This is a genomic window from Pseudoalteromonas sp. N1230-9 (assembly GCF_032716425.1).
GTDB lineage: Bacteria > Pseudomonadota > Gammaproteobacteria > Enterobacterales > Alteromonadaceae > Pseudoalteromonas.
This window is the reverse complement of sequence record NZ_CP090419.1, coordinates 449,384-472,773: the sequence shown is the minus strand read 5'-3', so window position 1 is coordinate 472,773 and position 23,390 is coordinate 449,384. Positions and strand designations below refer to the sequence as shown.

At 41.6% G+C, this 23,390-nt stretch carries 20 protein-coding genes; 2 read left to right on the top strand and 18 right to left on the bottom strand.

Translation table 11 applies throughout. The features are described 5' to 3' along the window. Nucleotides 1-120: 120 nt before the first annotated feature. From LY624_RS02245 to prlC, 4 genes are all read right to left on the bottom strand, one after another. Nucleotides 121-2,046 carry a methyl-accepting chemotaxis protein gene (locus tag LY624_RS02245; RefSeq protein WP_341803776.1) on the bottom strand — a complete coding sequence of 642 codons (1,926 nt, stop codon included), beginning with the start codon at nucleotides 2,044-2,046 and terminating at the stop codon, nucleotides 121-123. 115 nt (nucleotides 2,047-2,161) lie between these two features. After that, nucleotides 2,162-2,917, bottom strand: a complete 756-nt coding sequence (locus LY624_RS02240) for a class I SAM-dependent methyltransferase (RefSeq protein WP_130151689.1) — start codon at nucleotides 2,915-2,917, stop codon at nucleotides 2,162-2,164. Nucleotides 2,918-2,960: 43 nt separating this feature from the next. Continuing rightward, nucleotides 2,961-4,139, bottom strand: coding sequence for a response regulator (locus LY624_RS02235; protein ID WP_130151688.1), 1,179 nt, complete (start codon nucleotides 4,137-4,139; stop codon nucleotides 2,961-2,963). 110 nt (nucleotides 4,140-4,249) lie between these two features. Beyond that, entirely contained in the window at nucleotides 4,250-6,301 is a 2,052-nt protein-coding gene (gene prlC, locus LY624_RS02230; RefSeq protein WP_341803775.1) for an oligopeptidase A, read from the bottom strand. Nucleotides 6,302-6,437: 136 nt separating this feature from the next. Between prlC and gorA the strand changes: the two genes are divergently transcribed. Continuing rightward, nucleotides 6,438-7,799 carry a glutathione-disulfide reductase gene (gorA, locus tag LY624_RS02225; RefSeq protein ID WP_062567330.1) on the top strand — a complete coding sequence of 454 codons (1,362 nt, stop codon included), beginning with the start codon at nucleotides 6,438-6,440 and terminating at the stop codon, nucleotides 7,797-7,799. Nucleotides 7,800-7,885: 86 nt separating this feature from the next. Here gorA and LY624_RS02220 read toward each other — a convergent pair whose 3' ends face one another. From LY624_RS02220 to LY624_RS02210, 3 genes are read right to left on the bottom strand one after another with little or no spacing between them, the layout of a single operon-like run. Then, complete coding sequence (locus LY624_RS02220) at nucleotides 7,886-8,146, bottom strand: Fic family protein (protein WP_445936731.1); 261 nt, start codon at nucleotides 8,144-8,146, stop codon at nucleotides 7,886-7,888. 48 nt (nucleotides 8,147-8,194) lie between these two features. Then, nucleotides 8,195-8,479: a Fic/DOC family protein gene (locus LY624_RS02215; RefSeq protein WP_341803774.1), complete on the bottom strand. Its 285-nt coding sequence runs from the start codon at nucleotides 8,477-8,479 to the stop codon at nucleotides 8,195-8,197. Next, nucleotides 8,469-8,627 (bottom strand): hypothetical protein, encoded by a 159-nt coding sequence (locus LY624_RS02210; protein WP_237119760.1) that lies wholly within the window; start codon nucleotides 8,625-8,627, stop codon nucleotides 8,469-8,471. Before LY624_RS02210 ends, LY624_RS02215 begins: the two co-directional genes overlap by 11 nt. Before the next feature lie 288 nt (nucleotides 8,628-8,915). Here LY624_RS02210 and LY624_RS02205 point away from each other — a divergent pair, with 288 nt between their 5' ends. Further along, nucleotides 8,916-9,650 carry a glutaredoxin family protein gene (locus LY624_RS02205; protein WP_341803773.1) on the top strand — a complete coding sequence of 245 codons (735 nt, stop codon included), beginning with the start codon at nucleotides 8,916-8,918 and terminating at the stop codon, nucleotides 9,648-9,650. A 53-nt stretch (nucleotides 9,651-9,703) separates the two neighbouring features. Here LY624_RS02205 and LY624_RS02200 read toward each other — a convergent pair whose 3' ends face one another. The 11 genes from LY624_RS02200 to LY624_RS02150 all read right to left on the bottom strand — a co-directional run bounded on the left by LY624_RS02200 (nucleotide 9,704) and on the right by LY624_RS02150 (nucleotide 23,361). Beyond that, complete coding sequence (locus LY624_RS02200) at nucleotides 9,704-9,958, bottom strand: hypothetical protein (RefSeq protein WP_228074395.1); 255 nt, start codon at nucleotides 9,956-9,958, stop codon at nucleotides 9,704-9,706. Between the two features lie 18 nt (nucleotides 9,959-9,976). Next, on the bottom strand, nucleotides 9,977-10,471 hold the full coding sequence (locus LY624_RS02195; protein ID WP_341803772.1) for a DUF2799 domain-containing protein: 495 nt from the start codon (nucleotides 10,469-10,471) through the stop codon (nucleotides 9,977-9,979). Nucleotides 10,472-10,690: 219 nt separating this feature from the next. Then, on the bottom strand, nucleotides 10,691-12,130 hold the full coding sequence (tldD, locus tag LY624_RS02190) for a metalloprotease TldD (RefSeq protein ID WP_062567324.1): 1,440 nt from the start codon (nucleotides 12,128-12,130) through the stop codon (nucleotides 10,691-10,693). Continuing rightward, nucleotides 12,127-12,945, bottom strand: coding sequence for a carbon-nitrogen hydrolase family protein (locus LY624_RS02185; protein WP_237119762.1), 819 nt, complete (start codon nucleotides 12,943-12,945; stop codon nucleotides 12,127-12,129). Before LY624_RS02185 ends, tldD begins: the two co-directional genes overlap by 4 nt. A gap of 1 nt (nucleotide 12,946) precedes the next feature. Continuing rightward, nucleotides 12,947-16,807, bottom strand: a complete 3,861-nt coding sequence (locus LY624_RS02180; RefSeq protein ID WP_341803771.1) for a YhdP family protein — start codon at nucleotides 16,805-16,807, stop codon at nucleotides 12,947-12,949. Beyond that, the gene (gene rng / locus LY624_RS02175; protein WP_062567321.1) at nucleotides 16,807-18,279 is read right to left on the bottom strand and encodes a ribonuclease G; all 1,473 of its coding nucleotides are present in this window, start codon (nucleotides 18,277-18,279) and stop codon (nucleotides 16,807-16,809) included. The genes LY624_RS02180 and rng overlap by 1 nt, the downstream gene beginning before the upstream one ends. A 1-nt stretch (nucleotide 18,280) precedes the next feature. Then, complete coding sequence (locus LY624_RS02170; protein WP_130151682.1) at nucleotides 18,281-18,850, bottom strand: Maf family protein; 570 nt, start codon at nucleotides 18,848-18,850, stop codon at nucleotides 18,281-18,283. Continuing rightward, on the bottom strand, nucleotides 18,850-19,329 hold the full coding sequence (gene mreD / locus LY624_RS02165) for a rod shape-determining protein MreD (protein ID WP_062567319.1): 480 nt from the start codon (nucleotides 19,327-19,329) through the stop codon (nucleotides 18,850-18,852). The genes LY624_RS02170 and mreD overlap by 1 nt, the downstream gene beginning before the upstream one ends. Further along, the gene (gene mreC / locus LY624_RS02160) at nucleotides 19,322-20,164 is read right to left on the bottom strand and encodes a rod shape-determining protein MreC (RefSeq protein WP_193988248.1); all 843 of its coding nucleotides are present in this window, start codon (nucleotides 20,162-20,164) and stop codon (nucleotides 19,322-19,324) included. Before mreC ends, mreD begins: the two co-directional genes overlap by 8 nt. Next, the gene (locus LY624_RS02155) at nucleotides 20,164-21,207 is read right to left on the bottom strand and encodes a rod shape-determining protein (protein WP_036973172.1); all 1,044 of its coding nucleotides are present in this window, start codon (nucleotides 21,205-21,207) and stop codon (nucleotides 20,164-20,166) included. Before LY624_RS02155 ends, mreC begins: the two co-directional genes overlap by 1 nt. A gap of 129 nt (nucleotides 21,208-21,336) precedes the next feature. Continuing rightward, the gene (locus tag LY624_RS02150) at nucleotides 21,337-23,361 is read right to left on the bottom strand and encodes an SUMF1/EgtB/PvdO family nonheme iron enzyme (RefSeq protein WP_341803769.1); all 2,025 of its coding nucleotides are present in this window, start codon (nucleotides 23,359-23,361) and stop codon (nucleotides 21,337-21,339) included. Nucleotides 23,362-23,390 lie beyond the last annotated feature (29 nt).

Genomic DNA, 23,390 nt, shown 5'->3' with positions numbered 1-23,390 from the left:
CGTTCAAACCAAGTCCGCTCACCCCGTACTTGGTTTAAAGAAGTTAAATAATACATTCCCCATTAATAGAAAGAGCAGCAATGTCGCTATTTTTTGTGCTTTTCAGTCTACTTGAAGCACTTATAATCCTAAGCTGGTTTTAATTGTCTGCATTTGCTGTTGTAAACGCTGCTGAATATCACTTACTAGCACATTCGATTCACTCACTTGGCCTTTCATGCTTTGCATAGACTGACTAAAGTTTTCAAGTAATGCATTTTGCTGTTTAGCTAGCTCCATCGCGTCAAACGCGACCTTGTTAGCATCTTGCGCGTTATCAGCAACGCCTTCTGAGTTACGTTTTAGCTCTTGGGCATTTTGTGTTTGTAACTCAGCATCGTCCGCAAGGGCACTTATTTGTGTCGATACCATTGATGAGTTTTCACTTAGGCGATTAAGCTGATTGTTAATATCATCAAGTGAGCCTTGAGTTTGTCTAGCAAGTTTTCTCACTTCATCAGCTACAACCGCAAAACCTCGGCCATGCTCCCCTGCACGAGCAGATTCTATAGCGGCATTTAATGCTAGCAAGTTAGTTTGCTCAGCAATATTTTTAATTACTTCAATAACTTGACCAACATCATCCACGCCCTTTAATAGCTCTTTTAAGCTATTTAGCCCTTGCTCAACACGCTGCTCAGTATGTGAACTTGCTGTTAGCATACTATCGGCAAAACCTAAGCTTTGCTCCATGGCACCAAATGTCTGTTTTGCGTTGTCAGCCACTTGACTATTAATGGTGTTAACTTGTTCACCAATATGTTGAATATCGCTTAGTAGCCCTTGATTTTGCTCAACTTGAGTGTGGCTAGCATCGGTCTTTTGAGCAATAGTGTGTAAGTGCTCACTCATTTCCAGCATAAAGTCATTAATCACTTTGAGCATTTGCGCACGCTCTTCCGCTTCAATTCGTTGACGCTCAATTAACTGATTAAAATAATGAGCTATCTCCCCTATTTCAGTTTTTGGATTTTTGCTTTCAATATTTTTAAGCTCATTACTTTCAATTAAGAATGCGAAACCATCTCGTAACTGACGCAGCGGGTTTAAAACTTGATTACGCTGTACAAAATAAACACCGCCTGCAAGTACCACTAACATGCCAATCGCAATACAAAATACAATAAATACGTGCTGTTTAAGCTGGCTTTGTTCGTCTTTTAGTTTTTGCTCAGCCCCAAGCACCGTTGCCGATAAGGCCGCAATTTGTTCTCGCAGTGCTTGCATACCCGTTTGACGCTGCTCAGCTTGCTCTAGCGTTGAGGCTAAATCACGAGGAAAACGCTTAGGCCAACTTATTAACTCCGATTTAATATCGCCGGCTAAATCTTCGGCTTCTTCACCAAAAAATAAAGCATCTTCATCGACTTCACTCATCACTCCTAGGTTTTCAAGCGTATCAATTTTGCTTGCTAATACATTTAAATTTTCTACGCTTTGATTAAGGCTTGCTTTGGTGTCTTGATCAAAGCTTAAAACCAGCTTGTAGGTATATAAAGCAAGTGATGTCACTTCATTATAATAATCGGCACCAAGTTGGTAATATTCAAGCGCCAAATCTGTTTGCGGCTTTGCTTTACGAGCATAGCCTATCAGCGAGGAGGCAGAGCCAGCCATTTGCCTAAGCGAGTTGTCCAATAAAGCCATTTCGTTACCCGATAACTTACCTAGAGCACGATATTTACCATTGATATCTTTATCTAATGCTGAGAGTTGAGTTGATAGGTGTGAATTTAAATCTTGTGGTAGATGCGCTAAGTCTTGCTTTATCACCTCAGCAATCAGTGCCGATGATAAATTAAGATATTGACTATCACCTTGCTCTAAATAGTCATCGAGATGGCTTTTTAAATCAATAATGAGCGTATTTTTGAGTTTATTATAAGCGTTATCTTGTTGCTCTAAATTTAATAGAGTTTGACTTGCCCAAAACAAGGTCGCCGCTAACAAGATACTGGCAAGTGTGAGTAAAACGGCTAGTAGCCGAGTAAATGATGACACGCGCATAAACTATAATCCCCAAAGTCGTTACGCGCGTAGAATATTAACCTTTTATGACAATTTGATGTAAACCAACCTAATAACCAGAAATTATCAATCAAAAGTCATACTAAAGGATAGGTTAGGTCATTGCTGCTTTCACATATACATCAAAACGATTCTTTTTAGTTTTGATCTGCATGCTGGGGGTTTTATCATTTAAAAATGGCGCGTAGTCAGGTCGCTTTACCACGACTCGCTTACTCGCAAGCGGGTAGGCAAAATCTAAAAGATCATCTGCATCGCTATCAGCGCCAACAAGCGCTTGGAATACTCGCATTTCTTTTTTAACTAGGGCTGATTTTTCACGATGCGGAAACATAGGATCCAAGTACACGACATCTGGTATATCGTTACACTGAGCAAGTAGAGTATGGCTCGAACCGAATACTAAGCTCATATTTTCTTTCATCCATGCACCAATTTCAGCATCACCATAAGCGCGTTCAAGGCCATCAAATAATAGCGCAGCTACCACAGGATGGCGCTCATGCAAAATAACTTTACAACCAAGCGACGCCAGCACAAAACCGTCACGCCCAAGCCCTGCCGTGGCATCAAGTACAACGGGTGTGGCTCCTTTATTTAACCCTACAGCTTTGGCAATTGCTTGGCCTTTACCACCACCGAATTTACGGCGGTGCGCCGCCGCACCTGTGACAAAGTCAACGTGAATAGCCCCTAGTTTAGGCTCATCTTTCTTTTTTAAGCTCAGACCTTGCTCATCATAATGCAATGAAAAGCCGTCATTACTGTTCGCCCATTCAGTTAAACCAAAGCGCTGCTCTATAGCATCTAAATAAGGACGCATTTCTTTAAAAGGACAATGAATTACCACGTAAAACTCCGAGCTATACTAATGGCCATGAGTATATCATGGCTTAAAATAGCTCGATATCCGTTTGTGATGTCACATCTTCTGTGTGGCTAGGCTCTGCCATTTTTTGTAAATTACTCAATAGCTCACTACGTGATTCAATAATGTGGAGTAACTGAAACTTAATCGATTCAAGATCATCATTCAGCGAGGCAAAAAGTAACTGGGTTTGTTGTAAGTGTTGTAAATGAAAAACGATTTCATCGCTATTTAGTAACTTACTTTGTTCAACTGATTTATTCAGCTCACTTAGTTGCACAGCAAACTTTTCGACAGCCCGTTCTCGTGAGTAACTGTGCTGGTACATTTGCTCCGACAGTTCGCTAAATGCATTGCCGATTTGCTTAGCCTGTGTGAGTGCTCGCTCATTGACTTCCATATCTTGAACTTTCGCATTGGTCACTTCAAGAATATGTGGAAACAAGTCTTTATATCGGCCATACAACTGAGCATCATCAAGTGGCATGTTTTTAATTAACATGGACACTTTTGGGTAATTGATAATAGTGCGATGACTGAAATCGACAAATCGGTTTGCATCGCGATGTTTTTCAAGTAACTCACGCTCTAGTGGGCAAACAGCCCCCTCTGCACCACAAAAAATCCCGATATCTTGATACCAAAAAGCAAGCACTACATCGAGATCCATTGGGTTAAAAAACTCAAACATGTATTCTGACAGCGATTGGATATCATGTGCATGATAACTTTGACCCACATAGCGCATAATACGTCCCATATCGCCCGAGTCTGTCATGGCTATTTCAGCGGTTATTTGCGCGCGCTCCACATCGCTTTTTAGCTTTTTAGAATGCTGTCGGTATTCATACAAAACACGGATACGCGCCATTAACTCTTCAGCATTAAAGGGTTTAACAATATAGTCAGAAGCCCCTGAATTGTAACCCTTAACACGATCAGGAAGTTCCTTTTTCCCAGATAGAAACATCACGGGTGTATCTTTGGTTTGTGGATTAGCCTTTAATTCACTGCATACCTCAAACCCTGTTTTTCCAGGCATTTCAACATCTAGTAAAATAATATCTGGATTATATTTAAATGCTTGTCTTAACCCTTCATCACCATTTTTAGCATGGATCAATGTGCAAAAGCCTGAAAGTGACTCTTCAATTACATGATGTACGTATTTGTCATCATCTATGGCTAACACCAGTTTCGACATGCTTTAATCCTGTAAATAGCTTTTTAAAAAGCATAGTACGCAAGGTTGATTTTGCTAAGATTTTTTAATAAAAAAAGCGCCTTTCGGCGCTTTCCAATAATACTCACTACTTAGGCTGCAATTCCGCTGTGCCTAAGCAATGCATCAACTTGTGGCTCGCGGCCTCGGAACTTCTTGAATAGTTCCATAGGTTCCTCGCTGCCTCCTTTTTCTAAAATATTGTTAAGGAAGGCCTGCCCTGTCTCTTGATTAAAGATCCCTTCTTCCTCAAATTTAGAAAATGCGTCAGCCGAAAGAACCTCTGCCCATTTATACGAGTAATAGCCTGCACTATAGCCACCAGCAAAAATATGACTAAAGCCATGCTGAAAACGGTTAAATGCTGGCGCTTTAACAACGGCAGTTTTACTGCGCACATCATCAAGTGTAGCTTGAATATTACAAGGCTCACCCGCTTTATAAGTATGATGAATCGTAAAATCAAACAGCGAAAACTCTAGCTGACGCAGCATTTGCATACCAGACTGGAAGTTCTTTGCTGCGAGCAATTTATCAAGCAGTTCTTTTGGTAGTGGCTCATCCGTTTCATAGTGACCCGAGATGAAGTTAAGCGCTTCTTCTTCATAACACCAGTTTTCTAAGAACTGGCTTGGTAATTCAACCGCATCCCATGCAACACCGTTAATACCCGCCACTGGCGCTGCATCAACTTGAGTTAACATATGATGGATACCATGACCAAACTCATGGAATAAGGTTGTTACTTCGTTATGAGTAAACAGTGCGGGTTTATCACCCACCGCTTTATTAAAGTTACACACCAAGTAAGCAACGGGTGTTTGTAGCTCGCCGTTAGCACGTACTTTACGACCCATGCAATCGTCCATCCATGCGCCACCACGCTTGCGGTCTCGTGCATATAAATCTAAATAGAAACGGCCTCGTAGCGTGTTGCTACTGTCGTAAATCTCAAAGAAACGTACGTCAGGATGGTAAGTATCAAAGTCACTCACTTCTTTAACGTTAATACCAAATAAGCGATTTACTGTGGTAAATAAGCCATTTAATACTTTATTTGCAGGGAAATAAGGGCGCAGTACTTCATCAGAAATCGCGTATTTCTCTTGCTTAAGCTTTTCTGCGTAATAAGCGTAATCCCACGCGGCAAGCTCCGTCACACCATGTTTATCTTTTGCATAAGCCGTTAGCTCAGCCAGCTCTTGCTCAGCTTGTGGCTTAGACTTAGCTGCTAAATCTTCTAAGAATGAAAATACCTGAGCAGGTGATTCTGCCATTTTTGTTGCCAATGACATATCTGCATAACTGTTAAAACCAAGTAACTGCGCAAGCTCATGACGAAGCGCAAGTTCTTCGCTCATAATTTCTGAGTTATCAAACTCACCCGCATTCGGACCTTGATCCGACGCACGAGTAACAAACGCGGTATATGTTTCTTCACGTAATTCGCGGTTATCTGCGTAAGTCATGATAGGTAAATAAGATGGAAAATCTAACGTGAATACCCAACCATCTAGATCTTTACTTTTTGCCGTATCAGCACCCAGAGCTAATGCAGATTCAGGCAAACCAGCAAGCTCGCTTTCATCAGTAATGTGCTTTTGCCAAGCAAGTGTGGCATCCATTACATTATTACCAAACTTAGAGGCCAGCTCAGATAAACGCGCACTAATTTCGCCATAACGCTTTTGTTGCTCTGGTTTTAGCGCAATACCTGATAACTCAAAATCGCGCAGTGCATTGGTAATCGTTTTTTGCTGTGCGGTGGTAAGTGCTTTAAATTCATCGCTGTTGTGAAGTGCGTTATAAGCATCGTATAAACCTTGATGCTGACCCACAAACGTTGAGTACTCCGATAACAACGGCAAACATTGCTCATAAGCTTCTCGTAGCTCATCGCTGTTCACGACTGAGTTCATATGAGATACCGGTGAAAATAGTCGTGATAGCTTATCGTCGGCTTCTTCAAGTGGAAGCACCAAATCATTCCACGTATATGACTTAGCTGCCAAGACCTTATCGATAGTTAAACGACACTCTTTAATTGCCGCTTTTAATGCTGGCACCACATGCGCTGGTTCAATCTTAGAAAACGGCGGAAGCCCTTCTAAACCAATAAGTGGATTATTTTCTGCAATTGTCATTTTCGTTCTCAATTTTTAATGCGAAGATGATTCTGAGGTTGGGGCAAATTGATGAAATACAAGGGGCTTAACCTTGGTCTTTATTATGCTATTATCGATTAATTAAAGAAAAGTTATCTATTTTTGAGGACAAACTATGGCTCAGCATTTTGATTACATTGCAATTGGTGGCGGTAGCGGCGGTATCGCTTCTGCTAACAGAGCAGCAATGCGTGGCGCAAAAGTGGCACTTATTGAAGCAAAACACATGGGCGGCACGTGTGTAAACGTGGGCTGCGTTCCTAAAAAAGTGATGTGGCATGGTGCACAAGTGGCTGAAGCTATTAATGCTTACGCACCTGATTATGGCTTTGATGTTGAGTTAAAAAGCTTTAGCTGGGCTAAATTAGTAGAAAGTCGCGAAGCGTACATAGGCCGTATTCACCAAGGTTACAATAAGTATTTATCAAGCAATGGCGTGACTGTAATCAATGGCTTTGCTAAATTTGTTGATAGCAAAACGGTTGAAGTTAATGGTGAACTATACACTGCTGACCATATTCTTGTTGCCGTAGGTGGCCGCCCTACTATTCCTAATATCCCAGGCGCTGAGCTTGGTATTGACTCAAATGGCTTCTTTGAATTAAACGAACAGCCAAAACGTGTAGCTGTTATTGGTGCGGGTTATATTGCCGTTGAAATCGCAGGCGTACTCCACAGCCTTGGCACAGAAACCCACCTGTTTGTTCGTAAAAACAAACCACTGCGTACTTTTGACCCATACATCGTTGATACCCTAGTCGATATTATGGCAAAAGAAGGCCCAACTCTTCATACAGATTGCACGCCAAAAGAAGTCGTTAAAGAAAGCGATGGTAGCTTAACGATTCATTTTGAAAATGGCCACAGCCAAAACGTTGATGAAGTAATTTGGGCCATTGGCCGTACACCAACAACTGATAAGATCAATCTTGCAGCTGCGGGAGTTGAAGTCAATGAAGGTGGTTATGTAAAAGTAGACGAATTCCAAAACACCACTGCTAAGAACGTCTATGCAGTGGGTGATATCATCGAAAACGGTATCGAACTTACACCTGTAGCCGTTAAAGCAGGCCGTATTTTATCTGAGCGTTTATTCAATAAAGAATTACCTGATGATTTAAAGATGGACTACGAGCTAGTGCCTACTGTGGTATTTAGCCACCCACCAATCGGCACGATTGGTTTAACGGAGCAAGAAGCTATTTCGCAATATGGCGAAGAAAACGTTAAAGTTTATAAATCAAGCTTTGCGGCTATGTATACCGCAGTTACACAACACCGCCAAGCATGCAACATGATGCTAGTATGTGCAGGTGATAACGAAAAAGTTGTTGGCTTACACGGCATTGGTTTTACCGTAGATGAAATGATTCAAGGTTTTGCTGTTGCCATGAAGATGGGCGCAACCAAAGCAGACTTTGATGCTGTTGTGGCGATTCACCCAACAGGCTCAGAAGAGTTTGTTACTATGAGATAAACTCACGTTGTGAGTCAATATTAAAACCTTGTGGTGCTGCCACAAGGTTTTAATAAAATAAACTTATCAGCGTTTTTAGCACACTATCAAAGTTCAGAAATAGCTTGGCTAAAAATACGTTTAAGTAAATCTAGGTTCAAATTAACACCTGCAATATTCGCATCAATCCACTCTTGCTGAGAAATTGGAGGCCATGAAACCTTATAACCGATGGTATATAACATCTCTTCAAAAAAGAAGCGCAGCACTCTGCCGTTACCTTCACAGAATGGATGAAGTAAATTAAGTTCACAAAACAAGTCTGCTACTTTTTCATTTAGCTCATCATTATTCTGACAATTCGATATTGCCGAAATGCCTCGAAATAACTTGTTAGCTTCAGGCTCGATACGCGTTCACGTACAAAAGCGGGTACTACCCTTGGAGATATCAACATCCCTAATTTGACCTGCCCACACATATAAATCTTGGAATAAGTGATGATGAAGATATTTTAAATGCTCAAGTGAAAACTTAGATAGAGGCTGTTGAGGGGAGTCATAGGTTCTATAACGTTCAGCGGTAAACTCAGCTTCGGCTTGATCTAATATATCCGGTTCTCGAATATCTAACAGATTAATTAATACATCAGAGTCAGGGTAGCAATATTTATCTTGAGCTACCCCATATTTATCGTGCATATTTACGCTTCAATTCAGCAATACTTTTGCCTTCATTACTCGTTTTCAACGTTAGACCTTCGTAGCTTAAACTGACCTTAAAGTTATCCATATCGGGCATAAACTTGGTCTTTTGCTGATTGCTAGTCTTAGAAGTTTTGGTAGCCATAAACCCTCCTGTGATACTGATAATTCTAACTTATTCAGGCATAAATTGCCATTAACCAGCCTATTTCAAAATACAATCAAAGGAAGGATTTAGGGTATTAAAAGATTACTTTGCAGGTGTCGATCCAGTGATGGATGCTGTTTTAACCATAACTAAGCAATAAACAGTGCTGGCACAAACCTTGTAACTGTTAATAAAGTAATCAGTTAAGCAAGAATTTGCCCTTGTTTACTGTGTAATTAAGCAATTATTACGCAGTAAACAAGGCATTTTTTACAAGGAGGCACTGTGTCTAAGTCTGCAATTTTATATCGCATGGTGACCGATGAGCATATTTGCCCATTCGGTTTAAAATCAAAAGATTTACTAGAGCGTAACGGCTACGATGTTGATGACCGTCATTTAACAAACCGTGAGCAAACCGATAAATTTAAACAGCAGCATGATGTAAAAACCACACCGCAAACCTTTATCAATGATAAACGCATTGGTGGTTACGATGATTTACGCGACTTTTTTAATCTGCCAGAAGCAGGGCAACAAGGCACAACTTACACGCCCGTGTTAGCCATTTTCGCAGTGACCATGCTACTGAGTTGTGGTTTTAGTTATACTAGTGGCACCGCTTTACTGTCGATGCAGAACATAATGCTATTTGTTGCACTGACAATGGCTGTGCTCGCGATTCAAAAACTGCAAGACCTATACAGTTTTTCAAATTCATTTATTACTTATGATTTACTCGCCATGCGTGTTGTGCCCTATGCCTATATTTACCCGTTTATTGAGGCGTATGTTGCCATTGGTATGGTGGCTGAATTACCCGCCTTAGCTGTTGCGCCATTTTCGCTGTTTATTGGTAGCATTGGAGCTATATCTGTGTTTAAAGCTGTATACATTGATAAACGAGAACTCAAGTGTGCCTGTGTAGGTGGAGATAGTAATGTGCCGCTCGGTTTTATTTCTCTGAGCGAAAACTTATTTATGATTGCGGCGGGTATCTGGATGCTTAGTACTGTTTAAACTATTTACTTATAGGCTAGGTAAAGCCTGCTACAGCAGGCTTTATTGATAGATCAATTATAACCACCTGTTCTTATATCTTTTTCAAGTTCAGATTGGGTTTTCACTGGGTGACACACTGTGTCTACCGTGCTTTTATTCATTTCATCAGCATCTGTGCTAAAAAATGTATAGTTATAATTTGCTTCAACTTCGCCGCCCAAACAGTGATGGTCGAGTAAAGCGCGTTGCTCATGGTCTTGCAAATTTGATTCTGAGGCACAACCGGCAAGCATCAAAAAAGCCATTAATACTGATATTTTTTTCATAGTATCCTCTTAAATTAATTACAGCTCATATCTAAAATGAAATGAGGGAAGCTTGTCGAGTAAAGGTAAAAGTGACCTTTCTCTTCTTAAATCTTTACGCTCTCTTTCTAGCTGTGTCCGTCGATATCTCAACTCTTTACGTTTTTCGCTTGAGTTATTTTTATTGCTCAATTCATTCGAAATAGATTGAAGCTGCCAATTTATGGTGTCTATTCTTTGATCTATTTCTGCTTTTCTTGCTTCAATTTGATAGCGATCATTCCCCTCTTCCCATGCTCTTCTAAAGTGCTCATCATTGCATACACCATTGTAGGCTTGCCCATGAATACCGAGGGTAAAGCCATTTTCTGGTACACAAAACACAGCAAGTCCTTGTTGATAGCTTTTCTTGTACTCTTCTAACTGAGGCGTGATACCAAACTCTCTACATGCAAAAACAATGTCTTTACCCTGTTCATAGCTATATCCCTGAACACCATGGTCATAGCCCAATTCCTGCCAACTAGCTTGCATACACTCTTCGTGCGACAAACTGCTGCATCCAGATAGCAACAATAAGAATACACATAAATAAATGAACCGATGAAACACTGTGACCTAACCGATATAAAATAAGCAAGGTACCTATTTTAGGTCACAAATTATAAAAAGGGAAGATTATTGATAGAAACTCAAGAATAAGGGATTGCAGTGTGTTTACGTACTAGCGTAAACACACGTTAAATTAAGTTTTTATGCCGTACCACCAACAGTTAAGTTATCAATTTTAAGGCTTGGCTGACCAACGCCTACTGGTACACTTTGGCCGTCTTTACCACACACTCCTACACCTTTGTCGAGCGCAAGGTCATTACCCACCATTGAGATTTGCTGCATCACTTCAGGGCCGTTACCAATTAATGTAGCCCCTTTAATTGGTTGAGTGATTTTACCATTTTCAATTAAATAGGCTTCCGATGCGCTAAACACAAATTTACCCGAAGTAATATCTACTTGGCCACCACCAAAGTTCGGAGCAAAAATGCCTTTTTTCACCGAACTGATAATATCTGCTTGGCTATGTTCGCCACCTAACATATACGTATTAGTCATACGCGGCATAGGTAAGTGAGCATAAGATTCGCGGCGCGCATTACCTGTAGGGTTAACACCCATCAAACGGGCATTGAGCTTATCTTGCATGTAGCCTTTTAGAATACCGTTTTCAATAAGTACGTTATACGCAGCAGGAGTCCCTTCGTCATCTACATTCAATGAACCGCGGCGGTCAGCAATGGTGCCATCATCCACTACGGTACACAGCTCAGAGGCTACCTTTTCACCTACTTTGCCGCTAAACGCTGATGCGCCTTTGCGGTTAAAGTCACCTTCAAGGCCATGTCCTACGGCTTCATGAAGTAATACCCCAGGCCAACCTGCACCTAATACAACTTCCATACTGCCTGCAGGGGCATCAATTGCTTCTAAGTTTACTTTTGCTTGGCGAACCGCTTCTTCTGCGTATCCCATCCAACGAGGCTTACCGTCAACTAACTCTTTAAAATAACCATAATCTAAACGCGCGCCGCCACCAGCACCACCGCGTTCACGGCGGCCGTTCTTTTCAAGTAATACAGAGCAGTTTAAACGAATAAGCGGACGAATATCGGTTGCAAATGTGCCATCGCTGGCGGCAATAAGTACTTCTTCATACACTGCCGACATTGAGCTAATCACTTGCTCTGCATCAGGCGCTAATTCACGAATATAGTTTTCAAGCTCACGTAGTAAGTTTACTTTATCGCTATCACTCATGCTTTGAATAGGTTGATGCGGTGCATATTGTTGTTTTGCAGCAACATCACTAAATACTTGAACTGTTTTATTTTCACCTGCATCTGCAATACTACGCGCAGCAGTCGCCGCTTTATTTAACGCTTCTAAGTTGATTGCATCTGAGTATGAAAACCCTGTTTTTTCACCACTGACAGCACGAACACCAACCCCACGTTCAACGTTATATGACCCTTCTTTCACAAGGCCATCTTCAAGTACCCACGATTCATGATGACTTGATTGAAAATACAAGTCGGCGTAGTCCACTTGATGTTGGTGAATAAAGGCGAGCGTTTTTTCGAGTTCTTCTCGTGTTAGCTGGCTGTCTTGTAATAAATGCTGTTCAACCGTGTTCATAATAAATGCTCTCTAAATCGTTGCTGAGACTGCACAGGCATGTCTTGGCGTATCTTATTCAATCGGTTTAAATCAAGTGTATGACTGATAAACCCTGTGCCACTTGGAAGCTCACTGAGCGTATCTCCCCATGGCGAAATTATAATGCTGTGGCCATATGTTTGCCGACCATTTTCATGATCTCCCCACTGCGCAGCTGCAACTACATAAGACTGTGTTTCAATTGCTCTGGCAGCTAATAAGTGATGCCAATGAGCTGCACCGGTAACAACAGTAAAGGCACTAGGAACTAAAATTAGCTCAGCACCCTGTCGCTGCATAGCACTAAACAAGCCACTAAAGCGCAGATCATAACATACTGCTAAACCAATTTTACCAAAGGGTGAGTCAACCACGACAATATCGCTACCCGCTTGTGTCGCATCTGACTCACGATAACACCGGGTGGAGTCCGCAACATCGACATCAAATAGGTGAATTTTATTGTACTGCGCGACTACATTACCTTGGCTATTAAATAAAAATGAGGCAGCTAAATATTTTCCATTATCTTGCGAAACAGGCACGGTGCCAGCAGCTAACCAAATATCATGTTGCTTACACAGCTTTGCAAGTTGTGCTTTATAATCATCAATTTTAAGCCCTAATTGATAACTCGCTTGGCTACTTTTACTAAAGATCAAAAAAGCTTCGGGTAGGCATACCAATAAAGGACGCATTTTAGGTAACTGCTGTAATGACAGCCTCAAAGACGCCATATTTTGTTCTGCATTGATACCAGAACACATTTGTAATGCTAAAACCTGACCCGACATATTAGCCTTCATTGGTTTGTAAACTCGCAGATGATGCCGCGTCTTTTAATTTTAACCGTGAGGAGGATTGCGGTTGGCTCTGTGCAGCTTGTGGTAAAGTAACTTCTCGACTTTTACGATCGACTTCGGTCACCTCTGGATCGCTCATACTGCCACTGACTTTAAAATTAATTTCTGAGATCACCCGGGCAGAGTGAATAACCTTATCGATGGCAAGTGCCGCTAAGCCACTTACAGGATTAACCATCCATGCAACTATAACAGGAATACTTGAAGTCACTTGGGGTGCGACTGCCAAATCATAGTCTATCTCAAGGGTATTTAGGTTAGTGTGGCCTTTAATGGTCAAGTCAGCAGGTACACCGTCAAGTTTGGTATCTTGCGTATAAGCAATGCCTTTATCGAGCTGCATAGTCCCTTTCATACTGTTGTAGAAAAAGCCCTTCGAAAACACATCTCTAAAATCCAGTTTTAGCTTACGCACTAAGGAGTCTAAACTTAACAATGAGAATACTCGCGCACCGCCATCACTTATCTCAGCAAGGTGGCCTTCACCTAAGCGCCAATCTAGCTCTCCCATCAGGGTTGGTACATCAAAGTCATACGGCGCACCTTGCCACGCTAAATCAAATTGAATATCAGCGTCTGAGTCCTTAACGGTGGTTGTTATATCAAACTCATCAAATAACTCACCAATATCATCACTTTGTAAGTTACCAGTAAAACGTGTTTGGCCTTCGGCAAATTGCCCCTTACCTCTAAGTACATGATCGCCTTTATCAATGACCACTTCGGTAAATAAGAGTGCGCCTTGCTCACCGACTAAACTACTTTTGACTTTATCAAGTTGATAATCTGCGACTTTACAATCTTCACAGTTAAACTCGATAGCAGGAATGCGCGTTAACCAGCTTAAGTCTTCTGGTTCACCAACATCTTTGCTTTGCTCTGGCGCTGCTTCATTAAAATTAATACGTAAGTAGTCAGTAAAAATTTGAATTGGCCTGCGCGTTTCACCGGTTGGAATAAGTGCATCGGCGCGTAACTCTTTGGCATTTAGTTTCAACTCTAAATCAGATTGCTTTGGTGCTAAACGAAATTCAAAATCATTAAAGTCGATATTGTGTAACGCAAGCTTATTAAATTTACCTGTTACATTATTAAACGCTGGCATCACACTTGGTGAGTCTGATTTTACTTTTGTGAGCGCAATAATTTGGTCAATTAAACCAAACCAAGGTGCAAGTTCTGTCTGTGGTAAATCAATTGATACAGCAAAACCGTCACGATTAAGGCCGAGGTCTTGCTCACCCAAAATTAAATGTACGTTATTAAATTTTTGTTCGCCATTATCTAAAATAGCATTAAAGAAAACCTGCTCATTTACGTTTGCAGTGATCAAGTTTGAAATTCTGTCACCCTGTACAACGGCCGTAAGCGGCCATGTTTGCTCCTTATTTTTATTATAGGGAGCAGGTAATTGACTACTCAGCCCCACCAAATTACCACCTACGTCCGCACGGTAGTTAAAATCATTTGGCAAGAAGTTAAGCAACACATTAATATCTACATCACTTTGACCCGTTAAATAGCCCGCTAAGAGACCATGCGCTTGTTCAATTAGTGGTTCAGCTTCAAGAGCAAGCTTTATCGCTATTTCTGCACGATAATTATCAGCAACATTCTCACTACTGAAGTTAGCGGTTAGCGGCATGCCCATCCAATCAGCTTTAGCATTATTTAAATCGATTTTGTCATTATTAAATTTAACAATGCCGGTCATATGGTTAAGGGTTATACCTGGCTGCGCAAGATAAACTGGAATATTTGCAAGCTCTACTTCACCTATCGCATCAACATGCCCTGAGCGTAAGTTAACCAATAACTCAATTTCTGCGGCCGCCTCTCCTTGAGCTTGCACAACTTCAAAAACATCTGCTAAAGGTTTTGCCAGTGGCGTCGCAGCAAAAAAAGGCGTTAACTTTTCGCCATGAGCGCGTTTATTAATGGCAACTTTAAGCATTTCGGCATTCATTAAATCAGCAATGCTGACATGTACGCTGTCGCCAAGCTCTAAATTAACAAGCGTGCCCGACTTACTGTAGATATCCATGCGCTCATTTTCAAAATGCAGCGTCACGTTAGCGTCTTCAACCGCAGGCCAACTTGGTGAAAATTGATATTGTGCGTTATTGACGTTCGCCAATACTTCGAATTGACCTTGTTGCTCCCTAAACGGAAAACCTTCAAAAGGCCCTGAGAAGAGCACTTGCGCTTTATTTACTTCACCACCTTGGATGGCACCATTTAAATAATTAACTAAGTTCTCACTCATTACAGGCAAAGGAAAGTAATGCCCTGCTACTGTGGCATCAGGTGCATACGCTTCAGCATATAAATCTAAGCGAGGCTCATCTGTTAGGCTTAACATCATTTCTGCCGCAAACGTCACCTCGTCGTTATCAAGCCATAAATTATCGCTACTGATTCGCCAGCCGTCGGTGTAATGATGTAAATCGAGCTCAATATTGAGTTGGTTATAGGCAATATCTTGGCTAAAGCTGCCGTTGGTCAATAAGCGGTTGTTTTCTCCATGAAGTTGTATGCGACCAGCTGACTGGTTAATGAAACCATCTACTCTAATTGCTTGACCACCAGGGATGCCGTTTAGTGACAACCAATTTAGTTGATCACCTTTAAACCAGAGTTGCCATTGTTCATTTTGCCCAAACTCAACATACGCATCGCTTAATTGCCCATTTGGTTGGCGATCTAGAAATGGAGTAAGCACTTCAAAATTACTTAATTGGGCCAGTTTCGCTAATAAAGCAAAATCAAATTGCTTAAGCCAAATTTTATTTTGCTTACCAAGTTGGGCTTCAAATTGCAGTGTCGGCCATTGCTTTAAATCACTTTCAAAGGTCAGGCCGGTACTTTTCAGACGCCACCCTTGCTGCCAAGGAAACAAGTGGAACCCGCCTTTACTTAGGTTGATTTGATGCGACTCTTGGTTTTGTTGCCAATTTACAAAGCTGGGTTGCCATTGCACTTTCACATCACTGATCAAACCCTTTTCAAGGCTGACCCACGTTTGTAAGTTCATATCTGAATGCAATTGCTGTTTATCGGTATTGATAAATTGTGCAAGCCATTTAGACACATCTACATTGGCTGCTTCTACATATATATCACCCGCCATGGTTTCAAGTGTTGAACCATTTAATGCCATTCGCGCATCAAAACTCCCCACGGAGATGCCAGGTAAAGCTAATGAACCAGCGCCTTGATGCTGCTCAGGTGTATTTTGCCAAACAATGTTTTCAAGAATGAGTTTACGTGCTTTGCCATCACCTAACATAAAATTAAGGCTACTATCTTGCACAGCAAAGTGACCTGTTTTCCCTAAAAACAAGCTTTCGATAAGTTCTTTTTGCTCAAAGCTATTACTTTGTTGTTCACTGCTTAATTCCAGCATTGTAGGTAAGTCTACATCGGCATGGAAACCATTAATGACAAAGTAGTTCGACTTTAATTGACGGGTTTTAAGTGATTCCCAAAGATTAACTTCAAGGCTCGCCTTATCAATATTTAAAGCGATAGGCGATGTTTGGTTATCTTCAAAAGAGATATCTTCTAAAACTAATAAAGGCCCCTTTCCTTGCCAGCTCGCAGAGATAGAACCTATCGATAGGTTGACATCAAATTGCTCGTATAAAAACGTTTCAATATTGCTTTTATAATCATTGGCATAGGGAAGTGTATACTTTAAAACAGAGACAATAACGGCCAGCAACACAAGGGTAGTAGCAAATACTTGCCATACCTTGCGTATACAATAAAAGCAGACCGTCTTTGTGTTCATTACATCATTACCACATCAAACTGTTCTTGATTATATAAACTCTCTGTTTGAATACTGACTTGCTTGCCAATAAATAGTTCAAGTTCAGCAAGGTTATGGTACTCATCATTGATAAGTGCCTCAGAGACCGATGGCGCAGCATACACCATAAATTTATCAGCAGCATAAGCGCGATTAACACGAACAATTTCACGCAGAATCTCGTAGCAGACTGTTTCAACCGTTTTTTGTGAGCCTCGTCCAGAACACGCAGGGCAAACATCACATAAAATATGCTCTAAACTCTCGCGTGTACGCTTTCGAGTCATCTCCACTAAGCCTAGTGCAGATAAGCCATTTATGTTGGCTTTAGCGCGATCTTTTGCCAATGCTGACTCAAGTGAATGAAGCACTCGGCGTTTGTGCTCGTCGCTGACCATATCGATAAAGTCGATAATAATAATGCCGCCTAAGTTGCGTAAACGTAACTGACGGGCAATCGCTGATGTTGCTTCAATATTAGTATTAAAAATAGTTTCTTCTAAATTACGATGGCCTACAAACGCGCCGGTATTTACGTCAACGGTGGTCATCGCTTCAGTTTGGTCAATAATTAAATAACCACCCGATTTAAGCTCAACTTTACGATGCAGGGCTTTTTGAATTTCGGTTTCAACATCAAATAAGTCGAAGATTGGTCGCTCACCAGGGTAATATTCAAGCGCGCCGGATAGAATTGGTACAAACTCTTCAGTAAATTCTTTTAGTTCTTGATACGTTAATTTAGAGTCAACACGAATTCGCTCCATATCTTCGCCAACATAATCACGAAGAGTTCGAAACGCCAGTGTAAGGTCTTCATGCAAAATACTTTCTTTGCTTACTTTTTTGCGCTTAGTGACAATTTTTTGCCACAGTTTTTTTAGAAACTCAGCATCGTGACGAAGTTCAGCTTCACTTGCCCCTTCGGCAGCAGTACGAACAATAAAACTACCATCTTCATCGCCGTATTCAGCAACAATTTTTTTCAAGCGTAAACGCTCTTCTTCGGTTTCAATACGCTGGCTTACACCTACGTGTGTCGCATCAGGCATAAACACTAAGTAACGAGATGGAATCGTAATGTCTGTCGTTAAACGCGCCCCTTTTGTACCAAGAGGATCTTTGACCACCTGCACCATGATGTGCTGCCCTTGGCGAACAAGCTCGCGAATATCTTGTACTTTCTTGATGGGTTGCTCATCAACACCTTCAACAATAGAGGCGCTGTTAACAATGTCAGACGCATGCAAAAAAGCCGCTTTGTCTAAGCCAATATCTACAAATGCGGCTTGCATGCCTGGTAATACACGGCTAATTTTACCGAGGTAAATATTACCAACAATCCCAAGGTTGCCAATTCGCTCTAATTGGATCTCTTGCAGTACGCCATTTTCAATAAGCGCAACCCTGCTTTCACTCGGTGTAACGTTGATCAGTAATTCTGTGCTCATGTTACCCTCTTAAAAATTCGTTTAATAACTGCTCTGTCTCATATAAAGGTAAGCCGACAACCGCAAAATAGCTACCCGAAATATGACTCACAAATCGCCCGCCTAGACCCTGTATGCCATAACCACCGGCTTTATCCTGTGGCTCTTGTGAGTGCCAATATGCATCGATTTCGTCATCGCTTAATTGTTTAAAAGTCACATCAGTGACAACAAGACAGCTTTTTACTTGCTGGCTGTCAGCAATAGCTACGGCGGTCATCACTTGATGAGTACGCCCTGATAGGCGCTTCATTGTTGCGATAAAGTCAGCTTTATCAATCGGTTTGCCAAGTGCGGTGTCATCAATCACTACCACGGTATCGCTGCCAAGCACAGGGCGGTCTGTGTAACCCATTGCGACACCGGATTGTGCTTTGAGTCTCGCTAAACGCTCAACATAATCACGAGGAGACTCGTTCGGGAATTGGCTTTCATCTGCATCAACGCTAAATTGAGAAAACTCGATACCAAGCTGGCTGAGTAACTCTTTTCGACGCGGTGATGCAGACGCCAAATAAATTGCGGTTTGCATTATCTAATCCTGAAATGACGGCGGTATTTACGCAATATTAAGAAAATCCACCACCAACAAAGCATGCCGGTTAGCACTGGCCATAAGTAATGCGGGCTGAAATAGACCCCCATCAAGAAATGATTAAGCCAAAATTGCATAAGGTGGTAAAGCGTTAAAAACAGAGCCACTAATATGCTCTGCTGCCATAGAGAAAAGTTTCTAATTTTTTGAAAGTTACTTGCCGTGATAAAAATACACACAGAGTAAGTTAATGAGTTCACGCCAAGTGGCGAGCCCGAAGCCAAATCCATTAATAACCCTACCACCCAAGCGGTGCCGATATTAAGACGATGTGGTACAGCGAGCGACCAGTACATCAACACCATTAACACCCAATCAGGTCGATAAGGTTCAAATGAAATAGGCAATGGCATCAATGCCATCACCAGTGCAAAGAAGATACTAATTGCGATTAGCAAGGAATAGCGACTATTCATTACTTATGCTCTCCTGCTGGTTACGCCACAGCACAACCAATAAGCGGATACGGTCCAACTGTGCAATAGGCTCAGCATACACTTGCGCGAATGGGTGACCTTCATCGCGATTGATTTCTGTCACAACGGCCACTGGGTAACCTTCAGGAAAAGTTCCTCCTAACCCAGAGGTCACTAAGATGTCACCTATGCGTACATCAAGGCTATGAGGCACGTGTGAAAGCTTTACGACATTAATCTTACCAATGCCTTCAACCACTGTGCGTACATCGTTACGTAAAATACGTACTGGCGTAGCGTGTGTGGTGTCGGTCATTAATAATACGCGGGAAGTTGTCGATCCAACTTGCGTGATTTGCCCAACAACCCCCATTTCATCGATGACAGCTTGGCCTTCACTTAAGCCATCGGTTGTGCCACGATTAATCACAACTTGGTGACTATATGGGTTTGAATGAACAGACAATACTTGCGCAATGATCTTCCGATTAGATTGCTTAGCCGATGAACCTAATAAAGCACGTAACTTATCATTTTCACGACTTAAAAAGGCTAGCTGTTGTAGTTGTTCGCTTTGTAGTAGCTGCTTCTTTTTAAGTGCTTCATTTTCGGTAAGAAGTTGATCGCGTGTATGAAGGTTTTTTGCACCTATACTAAATAGTTCATAAGGCAGATTAGCAAGATAGATAAGTGGGCTTACAAGGGTATTTAAGCTGGTACGAATAGTTGTACCACCTTGTGTATAGCGGTCACCCACAATCAAAACGACACTCAAAAGCACTGCGACAAAAAGTCGCAGTTGCAAAGAGATTGTACGACCAAACATTAACTTCATTAGTCGTAACTAAATACGTCACCACCGTGCATATCAATCATTTCGAGTGCCTTGCCGCCACCACGTGCAACACAGGTAAGAGGATCATCAGCAACAACAACAGGAATACCCGTCTCTTCCATCAGTAAGCGGTCTAAATCTTTTAGTAATGCACCACCGCCGGTTAATACCATGCCATGTGCAGAAATATCTGATGCAAGCTCTGGTGGAGACTGCTCAAGTGCAACCATCACAGCACTTACAATTCCCATCAGTGGTTCTTGTAATGCTTCTAAGATTTCATGTGAGTTAAGCGTGAATGAGCGCGGCACACCTTCGGCAAGGTTACGGCCTCGTACTTCAATCTCAACAGGTTCATCTGTTTTAAATGCAGAGCCAATTTGATGCTTAATATTTTCAGCGGTTGCTTCACCAATTAAGCTACCGAAGTTACGGCGCACATAGTTGATAATTGCCTCATCAAACTTATCACCACCAATACGTACAGATGATGAGTACACCACACCATTCAAAGAAATAATAGCCACTTCAGTGGTACCACCACCGATATCAACAACCATTGAACCTGTTGCTTCAGATACAGGTAAACCTGCTCCAATTGCCGCAGCCATTGGTTCTTCAATTAAATACACTTCACGAGCACCTGCCCCCATTGCCGACTCACGAATGGCGCGTTTTTCTACTTGTGTTGCACCGCATGGCACACAAATAAGTACACGCGGGCTTGGACGCATAAAGTTGTTGTTATGTACTTGTTTAATGAAGTGCTGAAGCATTTTTTCGGTCACATAAAAATCGGCAATTACACCGTCTTTCATTGGACGAATCGCTTTAATATTTCCAGGAGTACGACCAAGCATTTGCTTAGCTTCTGTTCCCACAGAGGCAACGCTTTTAGGACCACCAGCGCGCTCTTGGCGAATAGCAACAACTGAAGGCTCGTTTAATACGATTCCTTCTTCTTTTACATAGATTAGGGTATTGGCTGTACCCAAGTCGATCGATAGATCGTTTGAAAAAATACCACGAAGTTTTTTAAACATGAGGCTGGATGACCTTTGAAAATACGTTCTTATATTAGCTGCTTTCACTCTATCATGCTCACCATGAAAAAGCGCAGCTACCTTCTTTATTTGTTAAAAAAGGAAGCATCCACTGCTTCCTTATTAAATTTATCGTTCGCGTACTAGACGAAACCCAATATAGTTTGCACGAAAATCTGGCGCTAAAATTAAACGCGTAGATACACGAGCCAAGCTAGGTGCGAAATTCCATGCCCCACCACGAACAGCCACATCAGACTGTTCCGATTTTTTATTTGTCCACTCCCATACATTACCTACAGTATCGTATAGGCCAAATGCATTAGGAGAAAATGATCCTGTTGGCGCAGCACTTTTGTTAGACCACTCACTGCCACACCAACCACAATTCGCTAGGTTTTTACCAATTTCATTACCCCAAGGGTATTCAGTTTCTTTACCTGCACGTGCAGCGTATTCCCATTCAACCTCATTGGGTAAACGAAATAGCTGGCCAGTTTGACCCGACAACCAATCTGCATATGCTTTAGCATCGTTGTAGGTTAAGCACACTGCCGGAAAATCACTGTCTTGATCAAAACCTGGATTACGCCAGTTTAGGGTTGCTTCCCACACCGGTTCACCATTTAGGTAATAAGCACAGCCACGATTTTTCTCGGCTTCTGTTTTATAACCTGTATTGGCAACAAACTGTTCATACTCACCAACGCTCACTTCTTTACTTTGCATCGCAAAGGAGTTAGCAATGGTTTTCTCTACCACTGGACGCTCATTGGCAAGACCACTGCCGTTGATATCGCCCATTTTAAATTTACCTGCCGGAATGACAACGAGACTCGCCGTATTCGTTTTATTCACAATGCTTGCCGCTGGTGCTGATGATGGTTGCTCAGCGGTTGTAATAGCTGCAACAACTGGCTCAGGCTTTTTTACTAGCTTGGCATGAATTGTTTGTGACTTATTAAGTTCTAGGCGAACTTGATAGCTTTTGTAGCCACGCTTACGAATTTCTACATTATGAAAGCCAACAGGTAATGATGTTGTAAGTTTAGTAGAACCAAAACTGACGCCATCTATAAATACTTCATCATCATAGACATTAGAACGAAGCGTTAATTCAACCATTTTAGATTTTTTTAGATCAGGTAATGGTTCAACCCTTACTGGCTTTTTTACAGAATAATCACTTACCGGCTCCTCACTCATACGAGAAACCGATACCACCTTACTATTATCCTGAGAGTCACTGAATGTTAACTGACTATCGGAGTAAGTCGTTGTATAGTTTGGTTGATAGCTGCCAGCCAACGGCGTGCCATAATCAGCACAAAAACGATTATCCAAATTCAGTAAGCTACATAAGCGACTACTGTTTACGTCACCGCGCATTGTTACACTTAAGTTCACGTTGTAATTGCCTTGGCCGCTAAACGCACTATTTACAACATGACTGCTAAGAATTTTAACTTGTGCACCAGCAAGATTACGCTTTGGTTCAACAAGGCGTTCTTCGGTTAAATTAGCAAAAATTTGGTCCACAAAACGTTTAGTGGCTTTTTGTAAGCCCATTTGTTGGCCGCGCTGCTCACACGCTGCAAGTGTTTCGGTACGCTTACAGTTAATTGTGTGATTAACTTCTAAAGTGCCTTCACGAGTAAACTCATTGCGCAAACGCTCGACACGTGCTGTAGCCAACTGCTCTTTTAAGCTTTCTAATGTGTTTAGTTGCGTATGTTTCGCTACGCGAATTTGCTCGATATCTTTTCTGTGTGAAGCAATTGCCGCTAATTGCATCGAAATATCATCTTTGTTCTGTTTATGATCAACCACTGCTTTTTGATAACGTGCTTGCGCATTACCGATATCTAATGTTGGGTCATCAATAAGTCGACGGTACATCTCGTTCATTGCATCAAGCGCTTGGTTTTTTTCTTTGTCTAGCTCAGTTGAGCGTGCGCGTAATAATTCGAGTTGTTTTTGTAACTGACTTTCTTCTTTTAGGTGTTTTTCGAGGATTACGGTCGAGTTATCGTATTCGGCTTGTTTTTTACTGATCTCTGATTCAATCCCAGTTACCGTAGCAGTATCTTGTGCAAATGCACTCGTTGCTAGCAAACTAACTGAAATTAACAGAGATAAAGGAGCTATTCGCATATATTCCATTCCCAAAAAGCGGCAATTAT